This window comes from Streptomyces sp. A5-4 (assembly GCF_051131715.1).
In the GTDB taxonomy this organism is placed as follows: domain Bacteria; phylum Actinomycetota; class Actinomycetes; order Streptomycetales; family Streptomycetaceae; genus Streptomyces.
The window spans coordinates 3,400,185-3,417,517 of sequence record NZ_CP178591.1; the positions used below are offsets into that span (position 1 = coordinate 3,400,185).

Sequence of the window (17,333 nt, forward strand, 5' to 3'; positions counted from 1 at the left end):
TAGCACGTCAACTCCCGTCCAGCGCCTGCGAGATGTCGGCCCAGAGGTCTTCGACGTACTCGATACCGACGGACATCCGGACCGTCCCCGCGCCAATCCCGGCGGCGGCCAGCGCGGGCCCGCCCAGCTCGCGGTGCGAGGTGGACGCGGGGTGGGTGACCAGGGTCTCCACGCCACCCAGCGAGAGAGCGAGCCGGGCGAGACGCACCCGTTCGACGAAGGCGCGGCCCGCCGCCCGCCCCCCGGCGAGCTCGAAGGAGACCATCCCGCCGCCGCCCGAGAGGACCTTGCGGGCGAGACCGTACGAGGGATGGCTCTCCAGCCACGGCCAGTGCACCGTCGCCACCGCCGGATGCGCGGCCAGCCGGCGGGCGACGGCCTCCGCGTTGAGGCAGTGCTGCGCCATCCGCAGCGGCAGGGTCTGGATGCCGCGCAGGGTCAGCCAGGCCGCGAACGGATCGGCGGTGGCGCCCAGTTCGACGGCCCGCGTCCACACGTGGCGGTGCAGCGCGGGGTCCGCGAAGACGGCCGCACCGCCGAGCACGTCGGAGTGGCCGCCCAGGTACTTCGTGGTCGAGTGCACGACGATGTCGGCGCCGAGTTCGAGCGGCCGGCACAGCACGGGCGAGGCGAGGGAGTTGTCCACCATGCCCACCACCCCCGACCGCCGTGCCGCCGCCAACAGCCCCGGCAGATCGGCCACTTCGCCGGTCGGATTGGCGATGGTCTCCAGGAGGAGGAGGCGCGTCGTGCCCCGCACGGCGCGCTCGAACTCCCCCACGTCGTCGCCGCCCAGGTACTGGACCTCGACCCCGAAGCGCCCGGCGAGGTCGGCCAGCACCGAGTACGTACCGCCGTACAGGCAGCGCTGCGCCAGCACATGGTCGCCGGGCTTCAGCAGCGCGAACAGCACCCCGCTGATCGCACCCATCCCCGACGCGGTGGCCATCGCCGCCGCCCCGCCCTCCAGGCCGGCCAGGGTCCGCTCCAGTGCCCGGACCGTCGGATTGCCCCGGCGGCTGTAGACGGCCTCGCCGTCGGGGCCGGCCATGGCCCGCGCGAGTTCGTCGGCCGAGTCGAAGGCGAAGGCGGACGACTGCACGAGGGGCACACTGAGCGGCCGACTCCCCTCTCCCAGCGGTTCGTTGACCACATGCACGGCGCGGGTCCGCACATCCATCGACACCTCTGTCGGGAAATCCATGGAACTTGCTCCTTCCGCACGCGCACGCACGCACGCACGCACACACACAGGAACGGGGCCGCCCGATGTCCGGTGGAGAGACATCGGGCGGCCCCGTGGCTGACGTTCTTCCGCTTCGGCTGCGCGGCAGCCCATCGGCTATACGCCGATCTGCTCGCCCTGCGGCGCGGCCTGCCGGTCGGCCGCCGCGGCGGCGGCCGACTTGTCGCCGCGCATCACCAGCAGCGTGATGACGCCACCGAGCGCGGCCACACCGGCGGCGCCGATGAACGCCGAGCTGAACCCGTCGGTCAGGGCCGGCAGATTGCCCAGCTCCCCCGCGCCCTGCGAGGTGGCGAGTGCGGTCAGCGCGGCCAGACCGAGCGCCGAGCCCACCTGGTAGGTGGTGTTGACGATGCCGGAGGCCAGGCCCGCCTGCTCCTGCGGGGCGCCGGACATCGCGGTCATCATCGCCGGGATGTACGCCAGGGACATGCCGAGCGCGGCGACCAGCGAAGCGGGCAGTACGTCGATCAGGAAGCTGCCCGTCGGCTCGACGGCCGAGAGCCACAGCAGCCCGAGGGCCAGGACCAGCAGGCCGCCGCCGATCAGCGGCTTGGCACCGAACTTGGCCATCAGCCGTGCGGTGATCATCGTCATGAAGATCATCAGGAGCACGGTCATCGGGAGCAGCGCGGCGCCGGACGCGAACGCCCCGTAACCCAGCACCTGCTGGAGGTAGAGATTGAGGAAGTACCACATCGGGATCCACGCGGCGCCGAGCAGCATCATCGACAGGTTGGCGGAGCCGAGGCGCGGCACGCGCCACACGCCGAGCGGCATCAGCGGCTCGCGGATGGACTTCTGGATCAGCAGGAAGAGCGCCAGCAGGGCGGCGGCGCCGATCAGCTGGAGGACGGTCCCGGTCGAGCCCCAGCCGACCTCGGGCGCCCTGACGACGGCGAACACGGCGAGCGCGAGACCGGCGGTGACGGCGACCGCGCCGAGCACGTCGACGGAGCCCCGGCGGCTCTCGACCGCGGGCAGCAGCTTGACCGCGGCGAGCGTGGCGAGACCGATCGGGATGTAGATGATGAAGACCCAGGGCCAGCTCAGCCACTCGGTGAACACGCCACCCAGGAAGACTCCGGCGGTGCCGCCCGCGGGGGCCGCCGCGCCGTAGAAGGCCATGGCCTTGCCGAGTTCCTTCGGGTTGTGCCCGAAGAGCATCATCAGCAGCGTCATCGCGGAGGGCGTGATCAGTGCGCCGCCGATGCCCTGGATACCGCGGCCTGCGACCTCGACCCAGGCGGTGGTGGCGGCTGCGGCGACGACCGAGCCGCCGATCATGACCACCCAGCCGGCCACGAAGATCTTTCGCGCGCCGATCAGGTCGGACAGCCTGCCGCCGAGCAGCAGCAGACCGCCGAACGCGATCACGTAGGCGTTGAACACCCACTGCAACTCGCCCTGCGAGAAGCCGAGATCCTTCTGCATCTCGGGGAGCGCGACCCCGATGATCGACGTGTCCATGATCACCATGAACTGCGCTGTGGCGAGCACGGCCAGTGCCCACCAGCGCTTGGGATTGACGGTTGTCATGACCCTACCCCTCTCTCCGGCATACCCCTAGGGGGTACCTACGACGATGGACATTAACATACCCCTCGGGGGTATGTAAGAGGGTGCGCGGGAGGTGTGCGGCAGCCCTGGGCCGGCCGCGCCGCCGACCGAGCAGAATGAGCACCATGGCCGACACCCCACAGCACCCCGCGCACGAGGACCTGCTACGCCGCTGGGCCGCCGCCGTGCCCGCCGGAGCCGCCGGTGCGCCGGACCCGCGCCCGTACGGGGAGAACCTCCTCGCGCGCTGGGCGGAGCCGCAGCGGAAGTACCACACCACCGACCACCTGATCGCGGTCCTCGACCACATCGACGTACTCGCCGGGCACGCGGACGAGCCGGATCTCGTGCGGCTGGCAGCCTGGTTCCACGATGCGGTCTACCGCCCGGACCGGTCGGAGAACGAGGAGCGCAGCGCGGTTCTCGCGGAGCGGGCGCTGGCGGAGCTGGGCCTCGACGAGGCGCGCACCGCGGAGGTCGCGCGCCTGGTCCGCCTCACCGTCACGCACGCCCCCGAGCCGGGCGACACGAACGGCGAGGCCCTGTGCGACGCGGACCTGGCGATCCTGGCGGCGGGCCCGACGCCGTACGCTCAGTACGCGGCGGCGGTGCGGCGGGAATACGGCTTCGTGCCGGACGAGGCGTTCAGGTCCGGCCGCGCGGCGGTGCTGCGCCAACTCCTTGAGCTGCCAACGCTGTTCCGTACGCCGCACGGGCGGGCTGAGTGGCAGGAGCGGGCTCGGCACAATCTGGCCACGGAGCTGGAGTTGCTGGCGGGGTAGTGGGCGCGGCCGCGCTGTTCCCCCCCGACCGCCCGCTTCCCGACATGGGGCGGCTCGACAGCGGACTCCGGGTCACCGGCGGCCGGAGCCCGCTTGCCTCTGGTTTCCGGGGGCGCGCCGCGCCGGGAATGTCATGGCCACCCAGAACGTTGACAACTGTCATGCCGAACTCCGCCGCCTCCCGCACGCGCATGCCGCTCGCCGTATACATACTCGGCCTGGCGGTCTTCGCTCTCGGAACCAGCGAGTTCATGCTGTCCGGCCTGCTGCCGCCCATCGCCGACGACATGGGCGTGTCCATCCCGAAGGCCGGGCTGCTGATCTCCGCCTTCGCGATCGGCATGGTGATCGGCGCGCCCCTGCTGGCCGTGGCCACCCTGCGGCTCCCCCGGCGTACCACCCTGATCGCCCTGATCACGATCTTCGGCCTCGGCCAGATCGCCGGTGCGCTGGCTCCCACCTACGAGCTGCTCTTCGTCTCCCGCGTCGTGAGCGCCCTCGCCTGCGCCGGGTTCTGGGCGGTGGGGGCGGCCGTCGCCATCGCCATGGTGCCGGTGACCTCGCGGGCCCGCGCCATGGCCGTCATGCTCGGCGGGCTGAGCATCGCGAACGTCCTGGGCGTGCCGCTCGGGGCGTTCCTCGGCGACAGCTTCGGGTGGCGTTCGGCGTTCTGGGCGGTGGCGGCGGCCTCGGCCCTGGCGCTGGTGGGCGTGGCCACGCTCATTCCGCGCATTCCGCTGCCCGAGGAGAAGCCCCGGCTCAAGCGGGAGCTGGGGATCTACCGCGACCGGCAGGTCTGGCTGGCCGTCGTCATGACGGCGCTCGCGGCGGGCGGAGTCTTCTGCGCGTTCAGCTATCTCGCGCCGCTGCTCACGGACGTGGCGGGGCTGGACGCGGGCTGGGTGCCGACCGTTCTCGGGCTCTTCGGTGTCGGCGCCCTGATCGGGACGGCCATCGGCGGACGGGTCGCCGACGCGCACCTCTTCGGCGTTCTGCTCAGCGGCATCGCGGCGTCCACCGTCTTCCTGGTGGCCCTCGCGCTCTTCGCCTCCACCGCGTGGCTCGCCGTCGCCCTGGCCTTCCTGCTCGGCGTCTCGGCCTTCTACACGGGGCCGGCGCTCAACGCCCGCGTGTTCAACGTCGCGGGCGCGGCCCCCACCCTGGCGGGCGCGACCACCACCGCCGCCTTCAACCTGGGCAATACGGGCGGCCCCTGGCTCGGCGGCACGGTCATCGACGCGGGCTTCGGCTTCGCCTCGACGGCGTGGGCGGGCGCGGCGATGACGGCTCTGGCGCTGCTGACGGTGACCGTCTCGCTGCGGGTGCGGCGCGGCGGCGGCTCGCGGGTCGTCGTCGGGTCGGCGGCGGATGCCGCGAAGGCGGCGGCTCCGGATTCGGCTGCTGCGCGCTGCCCCTGAGCCGGGCGGTTCGAGCGAGTGCCTCAAGCCGGGCGCGTCGAGCCGGGCGCATCAAGCCGGGCGCTGCGCGACTCGGGGGTCACGTCCGGTGCGTTCGGCTCGCACCCGGCGGCAAGCAGCCCGATCACCGCCCCTGCCACCAGCGACACGGCCAGCCAGGTCGTCGATCCGGACGCTCCAGCTGATCCGGTCGGCCCAGCTGATCCAGTCGGCCCGTGCGTGTCCGCTGTCATGTCCCGCTAGACGCGCGCCGGACGCCGCGGGTTCCCCCGGACAACACACCGGGGCCACCGGGCCCCGCTCACGCCGGGCGGCCCTTCGGCCGGCGCAGACCCGCCGCCGTGAGTCTGCGGACGAGCTCCTTCGAGCCGATCTCCACCGCGCCCGCGCCCACCGCGTCGACGTACCGCACCTCCGGCACGTCGTAGTGGTCCCGCTCGAAGGCCCTGGGCGGGCAGCCGATACCTGCCGCGAAGGTGTGCAGTTCCTCGTACGACGCGTCGCTGACCAGGTGCGACCACATCCGGCCGTGGCCGGGCCAGGTCGGCGGGTCGATGTACACCGTCACCGCAGGCCGCCCACCGGCGCGACGATCACGGCGGCCTTCGGGCAGACCCAGTGCGGGTCGGTGCCCAGCTCCGGCTCGATGTCCAGGGCATGCGGGTCCTCGTCGCCGCACACCGGGCACAGCGGCCAGCGCCCGTGCTGCTCAAGCAGCGCGTCCTGTACGTCCTGGGCCACGAGCCCCGCCACGAAATCGACCCCGGCGGGCCACTGCTCCACCCACCAGCGGCGGTGCACCACCGCGTCCTCGACCAGCGACACGACGTCGGCCTCGGCCACGTCGCGCGCCGCGAGGTCGGCCATCACCAAGGCGCGGGCGGCGTGCAGTGCCTGTTCGAGAGAGGAGGGTGTCTGGTCCATGCCCCCATTGTCGCGCGCGGCGCGGACGGCCGAAATCCGCCGACGATCAGTGTCAAAAAGTGGACCAATGGGGGGTTGACGACCTACCGTCGCGAAAATATCTTTCAGGAGTGACCAATGAAGTGAAGGAAATTTTCACGAGTGGTTCGGCGCCGCCCGCTCCGCCCGCCCCGGCCGCCCTCGCCGCGAAGGTGCGGACCCTCGCGCCGTCCATGACCCGCTCCATGCAGCGCGTCGCCGAAGCCGTGGCCGCCGACCCGGCCGGCTGCGCGGCGCTCACCGTCACCGGCCTCGGCGAGCTCACCGGCACCAGCGAAGCCACCGTGGTCCGCACCGCGCGCCTGCTGGGCTACCCCGGCTACCGCGACCTGCGCCTCGCGCTCGCCGGGCTCGCCGCCCAGCAGCAGTCGGGCCGGGCCCCCGCGGTGACCGCCGACATCGCGGTCGACGACCCGATCGCGGACGTGGTGACCAAGCTGGCGTACGACGAGCAGCAGACCCTCGCCGACACTGCGGCCGGCCTGGACACCGTGCAGCTCGGCGCCTCGGTCGCCGCCCTCGCCGGGGCGCGGCGCATCGACATCTACGGCGTGGGAGCGTCCTCCCTCGTCGGCATGGACCTCGCCCAGAAGCTGCTGCGCATCGGCCTGATCGCGCACGCGCACAGCGACCCGCACCTCGCCGTCACCAATGCCGTGCAGCTGCGGTCCGGTGACGTGGCGATCGCGATCACGCACTCCGGCTCCACCGGGGACGTCATCGAGCCGCTGCGCGTCGCCTTCGACCACGGGGCGACGACAGTCGCGATCACGGGCCGCCCGGACGGGCCCGTCTCCCAGTACGCGGACCACATCCTGACCACCTCCACCGCCCGCGAGAGCGAGCTGCGCCCCGCCGCGATGTCCAGTCGTACGAGCCAACTGCTCGTCGTGGACTGCCTGTTCATAGGCGTCGCGCAGCGCACGTACGAGACGGCCGCCCCCGCGCTCGCCGCCTCCTACGAAGCGCTCGCCCACCGCCACAGCCCCCGCAGCAGCCGATAGGCCCGTCCGGGCGATACGAGAAAGAGCCGCACCCCCCATGACCTCCACCGGCACCCACACGGACGACAGCACCTACGGCGATCTGCGCGCCGAGCTCGCCACGCTCACCACCGAGGCGTTCCGCCCCGAGCTCGCCGAGATCGACCAGCTCCCGACGGCCGAGATCGCCCGCATCATGAACGACGAGGACCGTACCGTCCCCGACGCCGTCGCCGCCCGGCTCCCGCAGATCGCCGCCGCGATCGACGCCACCGCCGAGCGGATGGCCCGTGGCGGCCGGCTGATCTACGCGGGCGCGGGCACGGCGGGGCGGCTCGGCGTGCTGGACGCCAGCGAATGCCCGCCCACTTTCAACACCGACCCGTCCGAGGTCGTCGGCCTGATCGCGGGCGGTCCGTCCGCGATGGTCAAGGCGGTCGAGGGCGCGGAGGACTCCAAGGCGCTCGCCGCCGAGGACCTGGACGGGCTCGGTCTCACCGAGAACGACACGGTCATCGGCATCTCGGCCTCCGGCCGCACTCCGTACGCGATCGGCGCGGTCGAGCACGCCCGTACGCGCGGCGCGCTCACCATCGGCCTGTCCTGCAACGCGGACAGCGCGCTGGCGTCCGCCGCCGAGCACGGTCTCGAAGTGGTCGTCGGGCCCGAACTCCTCACCGGATCAACCCGGTTGAAGGCGGGCACGGCGCAGAAGCTCGTCCTCAACATGATCTCGACGATCACGATGATCCGGCTCGGCAAGACCTACGGGAACCTGATGGTCGACGTACGCGCATCCAACGAGAAGCTGCGGGCCCGCTCGCGCCGCATCGTCGCGCTCGCCACCGGGGCGAAGGACGCGGAGATCGAGGCGGCGCTGGCCGCGACCGACGGCGAGGTCAAGAGCGCCATCCTCGTCGTCCTCGGCGCGGTGGACGCCCCCACGGCGGCCGCCCTCCTGACGGATTCCGCAGGCCATCTGCGCGCCGCACTCGCGGCAGCGGCCACCCCGCGCACCACCTGACCCGCGCTCTCCCCCCGCACAGCAAGGCACTACGCACCATGACCGAGAACAAGAACCGCGCCACCGCCGCCGCGATCCTTCCGCTGGTCGGAGGCGCCGGGAACATCACGTCGATCGTCCACTGCATGACCCGGCTCCGGCTGGGCCTGCGCGACCGCTCGCTCGTCCAGGACGAGCAGCTGAAGGCGCTGCCGGCCGTGCTGGGGGTGGTCGAGGACGACACGTATCAGATCGTGCTCGGCCCCGGCACGGTCGCCCGCGTCACCCCGGAGTTCGAGCAACTGGTCGCGGAGGAACGGGAGACCGCGCCCACCGCAGCCGCCGTCACCGCCACAGCCGCCGTCCCCGCCGGATCCGCCGCATCCGCCGTCACGGCGGAGGACCTGGCAGCGCAGGGCGCCGACCTGAAAGCCGAGCGCAAGGCGAGGAACGCCACGCCCTTCAAGCTCTTCCTGCGCCGCATCGCGAACATCTTCGTGCCGCTGATCCCGGCCCTCATCGGCTGCGGCATCATCGCCGGCCTCAACGGCCTGATGATCAACCTGGGTTGGCTGCCCGCCGTGACCCCCGCGCTCGCCTCGATCGCGTCCGGCTTCATGGCGCTGATCGCGGTCTTCGTCGGCTTCAACACGGCGAAGGAGTTCGGCGGTACGCCGATCCTGGGCGGCGCGGTGGCCGCGATCATCGTCTTCCCCGGCGTCGCGAACATCGAGGCGTTCGGCCAGAAGCTGTCGCCCGGCCAGGGCGGTGTGCTGGGCGCGCTGGGGGCGGCGGTCCTCGCGGTGTACGTCGAGAAGTGGTGCCGCCGCTGGGTCCCTGAGTCCCTCGACGTCCTCGTCACACCCACCCTGACCGTCCTGGTCTCCGGCCTGGTGACGATCTTCGGCCTGATGTTCCTGGCCGGTGAGATCTCCACGGCCATCGGCGACTTCGCCAACTGGCTGCTGGCCAACGGCGGCGCGGGCGCGGGCTTCGTGCTGGGCGGCCTGTTCCTGCCACTGGTCATGCTGGGCCTGCACCAGGCCCTCATCCCCATCCACACGACTCTCATCGAGCAGCAGGGCTTCACGGTCCTGCTGCCGATCCTGGCGATGGCGGGCGCGGGCCAGGTCGGCGCGGCGGCAGCGGTCTACCTCCGCCTCCCCCGCAACACCTCGATCCGCCGCACCATCAGGTCCGCGCTCCCGGCGGGCTTCCTCGGCGTGGGCGAACCGCTGATCTACGGCGTCTCGCTTCCGCTGGGCCGCCCGTTCGTCACGGCGTGCGTGGGCGGCGCGTTCGGCGGCGGCTTCGTGGGCCTGTTCAACCAGCTCGGCGACCAGGTCGGCTCGACGGCGATCGGCCCGTCCGGCTGGGCCCTGTTCCCCCTGATGGACGGCAACAAGGGCCTGGGCGCGACGATCGCGATCTACGCGGGCGGCCTGCTCGTCGGCTACCTGTCGGGCTTCCTCGCGACGTACTTCTTCGGCTTCACCAAGCCGATGCTGGAGGAGTTCAACGTGACCCCGGCGACGGAGGCGACGCGGCCGCCGGTGGCGTCGTCCACACCCCCATCGACGTCCGAGCCGGAACAGGAGCCGACCCCCGTCCGCGTCTGACGGGTGTCTTGTTGTCTTGTGTACGGGAACGGACACGCTGCGCCCGACGTGAGGCACGGGCAATGTCCTCTCCCGCACACAAGACGAACTGCCTCACCGCAGCCGTCCCTCCGCGTTGATCTCCCGCACCCGATCCCGCAGCGCCTCAGCCAGCCCGGTCCGCCGGATGTCCTCCGGCGGACAGTCCCACTCCGCGCCCCCACCCGCCGGCCGGAGCTGTACGTACGGGCCCACGCACCCCATGACCCGGCCCACGCGCCCGTCCCGCACGTCGACGGCGTACTCCCCCACCTCCGGCGGCCCCTCGCCCGTCACTGCTTGAGCCCCTGGAGCGCGATGGCCAGCCTCATCGCCGTGTCCAGGTTGCAGCGCCCGAGATCCACCAGCGGATCCGGGTCCTCGCTCGCCATCGACATCAGGTCCACCCGCAGCGACGGCAGCCTTACCGCCACCACCCCCAGCCCGTCCCGCAACTGGGCCACCACCTCTTCGGCCAGCCGCAGCCGCTCCGCCGATCGCACCACCATGACCAGGTACCTCCACGCTGAGTGTTCGCTTTCCTCACACAGCGTGGCCGGTCCCGGTCTAGCCTGACCAGAGGTGGCGATCCAACAACGCCACGTGTACGACAGGGGGTTAGCGTGCCCGGACCAAAGGATCTGGACCCGTCATCGTCACCGAGAGCCCTGCTCGGCGCGGAGTTGCGTCACGCGCGCGAGAAGACGGGGCTCTCCCAGGACGAGCTGGGCAGGCCGCTGTTCGTGAGCGGCTCGTTCATCGGCCAACTGGAGGCGGGAACACGGCGAATGCAGCCGGAGTACGCGCACCGGATAGACGAGATCCTGGACACGGACGGCTTCTTCACACGCAACTGCAAGGCGTCCAACAAGTCGCGGTATCCCGACCACTTCGCCGAGGCGGCGGAGGCGGAAGCAGTCGCGACGGCCATCAGGGAGTACGCGCCTCTGCTGATTCCGGGGCTGTTGCAGACGGAGGCGTATGCGCGAGCGGTTTTTCGCGCGTATCAGCCGACAGCGACCGAGGCCGTCATCGACGAGCTGGTGGCTGCCCGGCTCGACCGCGCACATCTCCTCGACGATCCAACAACGCCGTTGTTGTGGGCGGTCCTGGACGAGGCTGTGTTACGTCGACGGGTTGGCGGAGCTGCGGTGATGGGGGCGGCGCTGGGGCATGTGGCAGCACTGACTCGGAGCCACCGGATCATCATGCAGGTGCTGCCGTTCGCGGCGGGAGCGCACGCCGCCCTGAACGGCGCACTCAAGCTGATGACGTTCGAGGACGCCCCTCCGCTCGCCTATCTCGAAGTCCTGGGCGCGGGCCAGCTACAGGACTATCCAGCTACCGTCGCCCGATACGAACTGTCTTACGATTTGGTCGGGGCCTGCGCGCTGTCGCCGGAAGCCTCCCTGGCCTTGATCGAATCAGTGGCGGAGGATTACGTGCATGAAGACCAGCCCTGAGTACAACCTGAGCGGCGCGGAGTGGCGCAAGTCCACGCACAGCGGCGGTGACGGCGGCAGCTGCCTGGAGGTCGCCACCTGGCGTAAGTCCACCTACAGCGGCGGCGAGGGCGGCAACTGCCTCGAAGTCTCCGACCACCACCCCAGCCTCGTCCCCGTCCGGGACTCAAAAACCCCCGACGCCCCGGCGCTCGTGTTCCGGGCCGCCGCCTGGTCCGCGTTCGTCGCGGATCTCAAGCAGCGCTAGTCGCCGGTCGGCCCGGGGCTCAAGCTCCGGGCTCCGAGCGCTCTTAACAAGGAAGGGGTGGAGGGTCTCAACCCACCCACCCTCCCTGATCAGTTGGCTTTCCGCGTCCGGCTTGCCACGGAGAGTGATCAGGCTCTAACGTGCCCGAATAACGAACAACCCCCGCCGGTGTGCAACCACCGACGAGGGTCTAACCAACAAGATCGAAACGAGCGATCCCATGGCGTACAGCCAGCTTAATCCTGCCCCGCATCAGATGGCCAAGCCGGGCTACGGCAAACGGTCGACGCCCGACCAACTCGCCCGTACAGCAGACGATTTCGCGCACCTTCCGCGCCGGGAGGCCGCCATCGCGGCGTATCTCGACCGGGTCCCGGACGGCACGGACATCTCCGTGAAGACGCTGGCCAAGGTGCTCCCGTACGGCCAGTGCGCGCTCCGCACGGCCCTCAACTGCCTGCAGCGCGCCGGGCACTTGCGTAGAGGCAGCGAGCACGTCATCGGCTCGGGCAGCGCGCACTGGGTGACCCGTACGTGGTTCACGCGTACGGCACGTGACGACGCGTGGTGGGCGGCCTTCAGCCGGGGGGACGTACCGACGGAACCGTCCCCGCGCCCCACCCGCTCCCGGGCGTACGTCCTGCTCGCGGCGCTGGGGCGCAGTGCCTCCGTGATGTCGCTGTCGGCCGCCGACTGCGCGGCGCTGGAGCCGCTGGCGGACGAGTGGTTCAGCCGGGGTGCCACCGAGCAGGACGTGCTGCGGGCGCTCACCTCGGGGCTCCCCGCCCCCGTGCACAGCCCGGCCGCGCTGGCCCGAATCCGCCTGACCGCCAAGCTGCCGCCGGACCGCACGCCGCAGGCCCCGCCCCGCCCGGCGCTGCGCGTCCTGGAGTGCGCGAAGTGCGGCGTACCCGGCCGCCCGGAGGCCCTGCGCGGCGGCGCCTGCGCCGAATGCCGGGGCGAGCCCGCCCTCGTACGCGACACCGGCGGCCTCTCCCCGGCCGAGGTCCGCACCCGCGCGGCCGAGGTCAGAGCGGCGGCCCGGGCCACTCTCGCCGAGCCGGTGACCTAGGACCCGGCGCAGAACCGGTCACGTGCCGGGCGGTCGCCAGTGACCAGGTAGTCCGTCACCGCCCGGTCGCCGCACGCGTTGCCGTTCGCGACGTACGCGCCGTGGCCCGCCGCGTCCACGGTGACCATCCTGGCCCGAACCCCCAGCGCCGCGCGCAGCTTCAGCGCACCGGCGAGCGGGGTGGACGGGTCGCGCTCGTTCTGGATCAGCAGGATGTTGGACGGGGCCGAACGAGCCGGGCTCACCCAGGCGAAGATCTCCCGCATCGAGGGCGCCGACGCCGTACCGACGCTCGTTCTGCTGCGGCGCCTGACCGGAGCACTGGACGCCTCCCTGAACATCGCCCTGGACGACGACCGCGAGGAAGTCGTGTTCGTCGCCCACCCGGCCGCCTGACGCACCCGTTCGCCTGACGCACCCGTCCGGCGCGCGCCCGTACCCGGAAACGCCCGAGGGCGGCACCTCCGCGTGGAAGGTGCCGCCCTCGGATCCGTACAGCCATGTACCGCTGAGCCGTGGCTCAGAAGTCCATGTCACCGCCGGGCATGCCGCCACCGGCAGGCGCGGAAGACTTCTCCGGCTTGTCGGCGATGACCGCTTCGGTGGTGAGGAAGAGCGCAGCGATGGACGCGGCGTTCTGCAGGGCGGAGCGCGTGACCTTCGCCGGGTCGATGATGCCCTCGGCGATCATGTCGACGTACTCACCCGTCGCGGCGTTCAGGCCGTGACCGATGGGCAGGTTGCGCACCTTCTCGACGATGACGCCACCCTCAAGACCACCGTTGACGGCGATCTGCTTGAGCGGGGCCTCCAGGGCGAGCTTCACGGCGTTCGCGCCGGTCGCCTCGTCACCCGTGAGCTCGAGCTTGTCGAAGACCGCCGAGGCCTGGAGAAGCGCCACGCCGCCACCGGCGACGATGCCCTCTTCGACGGCCGCCTTCGCGTTGCGAACGGCGTCCTCGATGCGGTGCTTGCGCTCCTTGAGCTCGACCTCGGTCGCGGCGCCGGCCTTGATGACGGCCACGCCGCCCGCGAGCTTCGCCAGGCGCTCCTGGAGCTTCTCGCGGTCGTAGTCCGAGTCGGAGTTCTCGATCTCGGCGCGGATCTGGTTGACGCGACCCTGGACCTGGTCGCTCTCACCGGAGCCGTCGACGATCGTGGTCTCGTCCTTGGTGATGACGACCTTGCGGGCACGGCCGAGCAGGTCGAGACCGGCGTTCTCAAGCTTGAGGCCGACCTCCTCGGAGACGACGGTGCCACCGGTGAGGATGGCGATGTCGCCGAGCATGGCCTTGCGGCGGTCACCGAAGCCAGGAGCCTTGACGGCCACGGACTTGAAGGTGCCACGGATCTTGTTGACGACGAGCGTGGACAGTGCCTCGCCCTCGACGTCCTCCGCGATGATCAGCAGGGGCTTGCCCGACTGCATGACCTTCTCAAGCAGCGGAAGGAGGTCCTTCACGTTGCTGATCTTGGAGTTGACGATCAGGATGTACGGGTCGTCGAGCGACGACTCCATGCGCTCCATGTCGGTGGCGAAGTACGCCGAGATGTAGCCCTTGTCGAAGCGCATGCCCTCGGTGAGCTCAAGCTCGAGCCCGAAGGTCTGCGACTCCTCGACGGTGATGACGCCTTCCTTGCCGACCTTGTCCATCGCCTCGGCGATGAGCTCGCCGATCTGGGTGTCGGCGGCGGAGATGGAGGCCGTGGAGGCAATCTGCTCCTTGGTCTCCACATCCTTGGCCTGCTCAAGGAGCGCGGCGGAGACGGCCTCGACGGCCTTCTCGATGCCACGCTTGAGGGCCATGGGGTTGGCGCCTGCGGCGACATTGCGCAGGCCCTCGCGGACCAGAGCCTGGGCGAGGACAGTCGCGGTCGTCGTGCCGTCACCGGCAACGTCGTCGGTCTTCTTCGCGACTTCCTTGACCAGCTCGGCGCCGATCTTCTCGTACGGGTCCTCGAGCTCGATCTCCTTGGCGATGGAAACACCATCGTTGGTGATCGTGGGGGCGCCCCACTTCTTCTCAAGCACGACGTTACGGCCCTTGGGGCCGAGGGTTACCTTGACGGCGTCGGCGAGCTGGTTCATCCCGCGCTCGAGACCGCGCCGCGCCTCCTCATTGAACGCGATGATCTTAGCCATGTGAAGTGGTCCTCCCGGACTGGGGTGGAGAGCGATGGACTGAATGGCGCCCGCGACGGACGGCCTGCCTGCCTCGTGGTTCCTTGCCCCACCCGGCTTGCGGGCCTCGCCGACCCAGTCCTTCTGTCACTCTCACTAGGAGAGTGCTAACGCCAATGATTAGCACTCGGCCCCTTCGAGTGCAAGGCCGTCCCACACATACCGGGCGCGCGCCGGACGCGCGCCGGACGCGCGAAGGGCCCGCACCCGGTATGGGATACAGGCCCTTCGTGCGTGAGTTGTGTCGGTGGTCGATCGCGCCGAGATCAGACGGCGAGCTTGACCATGTCCGCCTGCGGACCCTTCTGGCCCTGCGAGATCTCGAACTCAACTCGCTGACCTTCTTCAAGGGTGCGGTAACCGTCCATCTGGATCGCGCTGTAGTGGACGAAAACATCCGCACCACCGTCGACCGCGATGAAGCCGTACCCCTTCTCCGCGTTGAACCACTTGACGGTGCCCTGAGCCATGCCTAACTCCCCTATTACTGGCCCTTGCACAGGCCCGCACTTCGCGGAACCCGGGTCAGACCTCACCCCCAGCAGCCCTCGAAAGAAGCAGGAGAGGGTGTGCGCCGGAACGCGTCGACCGCGGCTGAATGTATCCGCCCAACTGCCCTCTGCAACAGGTCAATCGGACGAGAATTCTGGGCACGACCGAACGCCCGAATGCGGGGAATTCACTGGATTCCAGGGCAAGTCGGGCCGGACAAAGCGTGCTTCAGCGGCAATTCGCTCGAACACTTTGGCTGTTTCTTGTCGCGCGGGATCGCATTCTCATATGCGCCGGGCACAAGCAGCGGAGGGGGCTTCCCCAACTGTACCGCGCTCAACCATAGAGAATTGCCCCCTCCGCTTCTGTCGCGGAGAGGGCAATTGTGTTGACTCCGGGTGGCCGGCCGGCCCGCGGACCGGCCGTGGATCAGCCGCCGGCGACCGCCGGGATGATCGAGACGCCGACGCCGTCCGGAGTGGCGGTCTCCAGACCGCTCTCGAAGCGCACGTCGTCGTCGTTCACGTAGACGTTCACGAAGCGGCGCAGCTTGCCCTGGTCGTCCAGCACGCGGGCCGCGATGCCCGTGTGGTTCTTCTCCAGGTCGGCGATGACCTCGGAGAGGGTCGCGCCCTCGGCCGCCACCTCGGCCTGGCCGCCGGTGTACGGACGAAGAATGGTCGGGATGCGAACTTTGACGCTCATACGAGGCCAGCCTCTCGGAAAGAGTCCAGGTTGGGGCGGATGACGGCGGACTGGCCCGTGGTCGGGGCCACCGCCTCAAGGGTCTTCAGGCCGTCGCCCGTGTTGAGCACGACCGTGGTCAGGGCCGGGTCGAGCAGACCGGCGTCGATCAGCTTCTTCGTCACGCCGACGGTCACACCACCCGCGGTCTCCGCGAAGATGCCCTCGGTACGGGCGAGCAGTTTGATGGCGTCCACCACCTGCTCGTCATTGACGTCCTCGACCGCGCCGCCGGTGCGGCGGGCGATGTCCAGGACGTAGGGCCCGTCCGCCGGGTTGCCGATGGCCAGCGACTTGGCGATGGTGTTGGGCTTCTGCGGCCGTACGACGTCGTGCCCGGCCTTGAAGGCCGTCGACACCGGCGAGCAGCCCTCGGCCTGGGCGCCGAAGATCTTGTACGGCTTGTCCTCGACCAGACCGAGCGCGATGAGCTCCTTGAGCCCCTTGTCGATCTTGGTGAGCTGCGATCCCGAGGCGATCGGGATGACGATCTGGTCGGGCAGCTGCCAGCCGAGCTGCTCGCAGATCTCGTACGCCAGCGTCTTGGAACCCTCGCCGTAGTACGGGCGCAGGTTGACGTTGACGAAGCCCCAGCCCTCGCCCAGCGGGTCGCCGATGAGCTCGGAGCAGAACCGGTTCACATCGTCGTAGTTGCCCTCGATGCCGACCAGGTCGCCGCCGTACACCGAGGCCATGATGACCTTGCCCTGCTCCAGGTCGTGCGGGATGAACACGCAGGACCGGAAGCCGGCCTTGGCGGCGGCGGCGCCGACCGCGCCCGCCAGGTTGCCGGTGGAGGAGCAGGAGAGGGTGGTGAAACCGAAGGCGCGGGCGGCCTCGACGGCGATGGCGACGACGCGGTCCTTGAAGGAGTGCGTCGGGTTGCCCGAGTCGTCCTTGACGTACAGGCCGCCGGTGACGCCCAGCTCACGGGCGAGGTTGTCGGCCTTGACGAGCTTGGTGAAGCCGGGGTTCAGGCTCGGCTTCGACGCCACGTCGGCGGGGACGGGCAGCAGGGGGGCGTAGCGCCAGATGTTCTCCGGGCCGGCCTCGATCTGCTTGCGCAGGGATTCCGCGTCACCGAGCGGAAGGTCGTATGCGATCTCAAGGGGACCGAAACAGGAAGAACAGGCGAAGATCGGGCCGAGTTCAAAACGCTCTCCGCACTCACGACAGGAAAGCGCCGTGGCGGGTCCGAGGTCTACTGCGGCTTTTACGGTGTGCGCTTCAGCGGTGGTGCTTGCTTCAGCGGCGACGGTCTGCGAAGCCATAATGGCGAGGCCCTTTCTCCTCATCTTCCCCGCGACGAATTTCGCCACGAGACGGAATTGGCACCTTCCCCGCCGTGACCTCTCGGTCGGCTGGGTGGTTGCCGGGACTTCAACGGGCCGTTCCCTCAGTCCCTCTGGATGAGCGCTATGGCACCGGACCGGGGTCCGGGCATTTGTCCGCGTGGTGGCCCCCGACATGCGACGGTCATCCGCGTTGTTCAAGACTGTAACCGAACCCCCGGAGGGTCGAGGTAGTCGTCCGCACCGCGA

The 17,333-nt window shown here is 70.3% G+C and carries 19 protein-coding genes, 1 pseudogene and 1 riboswitch; of the genes and pseudogenes, 9 read left to right on the top strand and 11 right to left on the bottom strand.

Going from position 1 to position 17,333, the window contains the following annotated elements:
* Window positions 1–7 precede the first annotated feature (7 nt).
* Together ACLLJJ_RS15540 and ACLLJJ_RS15545 are read right to left on the bottom strand one after the other, a co-directional pair.
* Window positions 8–1,204: a trans-sulfuration enzyme family protein gene (locus ACLLJJ_RS15540; protein WP_434591315.1), complete on the bottom strand. Its 1,197-nt coding sequence runs from the start codon at window positions 1,202–1,204 to the stop codon at window positions 8–10.
* Between the two features lie 138 nt (window positions 1,205–1,342).
* Window positions 1,343–2,785 (bottom strand): MFS transporter, encoded by a 1,443-nt coding sequence (locus tag ACLLJJ_RS15545; RefSeq protein WP_434591318.1) that lies wholly within the window; start codon window positions 2,783–2,785, stop codon window positions 1,343–1,345.
* Window positions 2,786–2,931: 146 nt separating this feature from the next.
* On the opposite strand from ACLLJJ_RS15545, the gene ACLLJJ_RS15550 reads away from it, so the two are divergent.
* Complete coding sequence (locus ACLLJJ_RS15550; protein WP_434591321.1) at window positions 2,932–3,588, top strand: HD domain-containing protein; 657 nt, start codon at window positions 2,932–2,934, stop codon at window positions 3,586–3,588.
* A gap of 191 nt (window positions 3,589–3,779) precedes the next feature.
* Window positions 3,780–5,006, top strand: coding sequence for a Cmx/CmrA family chloramphenicol efflux MFS transporter (locus ACLLJJ_RS15555; protein ID WP_434600432.1), 1,227 nt, complete (start codon window positions 3,780–3,782; stop codon window positions 5,004–5,006).
* Window positions 5,007–5,307: 301 nt separating this feature from the next.
* Here the strand turns inward: ACLLJJ_RS15555 and ACLLJJ_RS15560 are convergent, their stop codons facing one another.
* Both ACLLJJ_RS15560 and ACLLJJ_RS15565 read right to left on the bottom strand, forming a co-directional pair.
* Window positions 5,308–5,574 (bottom strand): DUF4031 domain-containing protein, encoded by a 267-nt coding sequence (locus ACLLJJ_RS15560; protein WP_347117119.1) that lies wholly within the window; start codon window positions 5,572–5,574, stop codon window positions 5,308–5,310.
* A complete protein-coding gene (locus ACLLJJ_RS15565; protein WP_434591324.1) occupies window positions 5,571–5,930 on the bottom strand; it encodes a hypothetical protein in 360 nt (119 codons plus the stop codon). Before ACLLJJ_RS15565 ends, ACLLJJ_RS15560 begins: the two co-directional genes overlap by 4 nt.
* Window positions 5,931–6,040: 110 nt before the next feature.
* On the opposite strand from ACLLJJ_RS15565, the gene ACLLJJ_RS15570 reads away from it, so the two are divergent.
* Genes ACLLJJ_RS15570 through ACLLJJ_RS15580 form a run of 3 tightly spaced genes read left to right on the top strand, consistent with a single transcriptional unit; the run spans window position 6,041 to window position 9,574 of the window.
* A complete protein-coding gene (locus tag ACLLJJ_RS15570) occupies window positions 6,041–6,973 on the top strand; it encodes a MurR/RpiR family transcriptional regulator (protein ID WP_434591326.1) in 933 nt (310 codons plus the stop codon).
* A 37-nt stretch (window positions 6,974–7,010) separates the two neighbouring features.
* Window positions 7,011–7,976 carry an N-acetylmuramic acid 6-phosphate etherase gene (gene murQ, locus ACLLJJ_RS15575; RefSeq protein ID WP_434591329.1) on the top strand — a complete coding sequence of 322 codons (966 nt, stop codon included), beginning with the start codon at window positions 7,011–7,013 and terminating at the stop codon, window positions 7,974–7,976.
* A gap of 38 nt (window positions 7,977–8,014) precedes the next feature.
* Window positions 8,015–9,574, top strand: coding sequence for a PTS transporter subunit EIIC (locus tag ACLLJJ_RS15580; RefSeq protein ID WP_434591332.1), 1,560 nt, complete (start codon window positions 8,015–8,017; stop codon window positions 9,572–9,574).
* Window positions 9,575–9,667: 93 nt separating this feature from the next.
* On the opposite strand, the gene ACLLJJ_RS15585 is transcribed toward ACLLJJ_RS15580, so the two are convergent.
* Complete coding sequence (locus ACLLJJ_RS15585) at window positions 9,668–9,889, bottom strand: hypothetical protein (RefSeq protein ID WP_434600689.1); 222 nt, start codon at window positions 9,887–9,889, stop codon at window positions 9,668–9,670.
* The gene (locus tag ACLLJJ_RS15590) at window positions 9,886–10,101 is read right to left on the bottom strand and encodes a hypothetical protein (protein WP_434591335.1); all 216 of its coding nucleotides are present in this window, start codon (window positions 10,099–10,101) and stop codon (window positions 9,886–9,888) included. The genes ACLLJJ_RS15585 and ACLLJJ_RS15590 overlap by 4 nt, the downstream gene beginning before the upstream one ends.
* A gap of 114 nt (window positions 10,102–10,215) precedes the next feature.
* Between ACLLJJ_RS15590 and ACLLJJ_RS15595 the strand changes: the two genes are divergently transcribed.
* From ACLLJJ_RS15595 to ACLLJJ_RS15605, 3 genes are all read left to right on the top strand, one after another.
* Entirely contained in the window at window positions 10,216–11,055 is an 840-nt protein-coding gene (locus ACLLJJ_RS15595) for a helix-turn-helix domain-containing protein (RefSeq protein ID WP_434591337.1), read from the top strand.
* Window positions 11,039–11,302, top strand: a complete 264-nt coding sequence (locus ACLLJJ_RS15600; RefSeq protein ID WP_434591340.1) for a DUF397 domain-containing protein — start codon at window positions 11,039–11,041, stop codon at window positions 11,300–11,302. The genes ACLLJJ_RS15595 and ACLLJJ_RS15600 overlap by 17 nt, the downstream gene beginning before the upstream one ends.
* Before the next feature lie 220 nt (window positions 11,303–11,522).
* Window positions 11,523–12,374, top strand: a complete 852-nt coding sequence (locus ACLLJJ_RS15605; protein WP_434591343.1) for a hypothetical protein — start codon at window positions 11,523–11,525, stop codon at window positions 12,372–12,374.
* Here ACLLJJ_RS15605 and ACLLJJ_RS15610 read toward each other — a convergent pair.
* Window positions 12,371–12,598: pseudogene (locus ACLLJJ_RS15610) on the bottom strand (alpha/beta hydrolase); the annotation flags it as partial. The gene ACLLJJ_RS15605 and the pseudogene ACLLJJ_RS15610 overlap by 4 nt on opposite strands.
* Here ACLLJJ_RS15610 and ACLLJJ_RS15615 point away from each other — a divergent pair.
* Window positions 12,588–12,770: a hypothetical protein gene (locus tag ACLLJJ_RS15615; RefSeq protein ID WP_434591346.1), complete on the top strand. Its 183-nt coding sequence runs from the start codon at window positions 12,588–12,590 to the stop codon at window positions 12,768–12,770. The pseudogene ACLLJJ_RS15610 and the gene ACLLJJ_RS15615 sit on opposite strands and share 11 nt — an antisense overlap.
* A 124-nt stretch (window positions 12,771–12,894) precedes the next feature.
* Here the strand turns inward: ACLLJJ_RS15615 and groL are convergent, their stop codons facing one another.
* The 4 genes from groL to thrC all read right to left on the bottom strand — a co-directional run bounded on the left by groL (window position 12,895) and on the right by thrC (window position 17,063).
* A complete protein-coding gene (gene groL, locus ACLLJJ_RS15620; protein ID WP_434591348.1) occupies window positions 12,895–14,517 on the bottom strand; it encodes a chaperonin GroEL in 1,623 nt (540 codons plus the stop codon).
* Between the two features lie 305 nt (window positions 14,518–14,822).
* Complete coding sequence (locus tag ACLLJJ_RS15625; protein ID WP_005315736.1) at window positions 14,823–15,026, bottom strand: cold-shock protein; 204 nt, start codon at window positions 15,024–15,026, stop codon at window positions 14,823–14,825.
* 451 nt (window positions 15,027–15,477) lie between these two features.
* The gene (locus tag ACLLJJ_RS15630) at window positions 15,478–15,753 is read right to left on the bottom strand and encodes a MoaD/ThiS family protein (RefSeq protein ID WP_283520751.1); all 276 of its coding nucleotides are present in this window, start codon (window positions 15,751–15,753) and stop codon (window positions 15,478–15,480) included.
* Window positions 15,750–17,063 carry a threonine synthase gene (thrC, locus tag ACLLJJ_RS15635; RefSeq protein WP_434591360.1) on the bottom strand — a complete coding sequence of 438 codons (1,314 nt, stop codon included), beginning with the start codon at window positions 17,061–17,063 and terminating at the stop codon, window positions 15,750–15,752. The genes ACLLJJ_RS15630 and thrC overlap by 4 nt, the downstream gene beginning before the upstream one ends.
* Window positions 17,064–17,080: 17 nt before the next feature.
* Window positions 17,081–17,208: riboswitch (SAM riboswitch) on the bottom strand.
* Window positions 17,209–17,333: the final 125 nt, after the last annotated feature.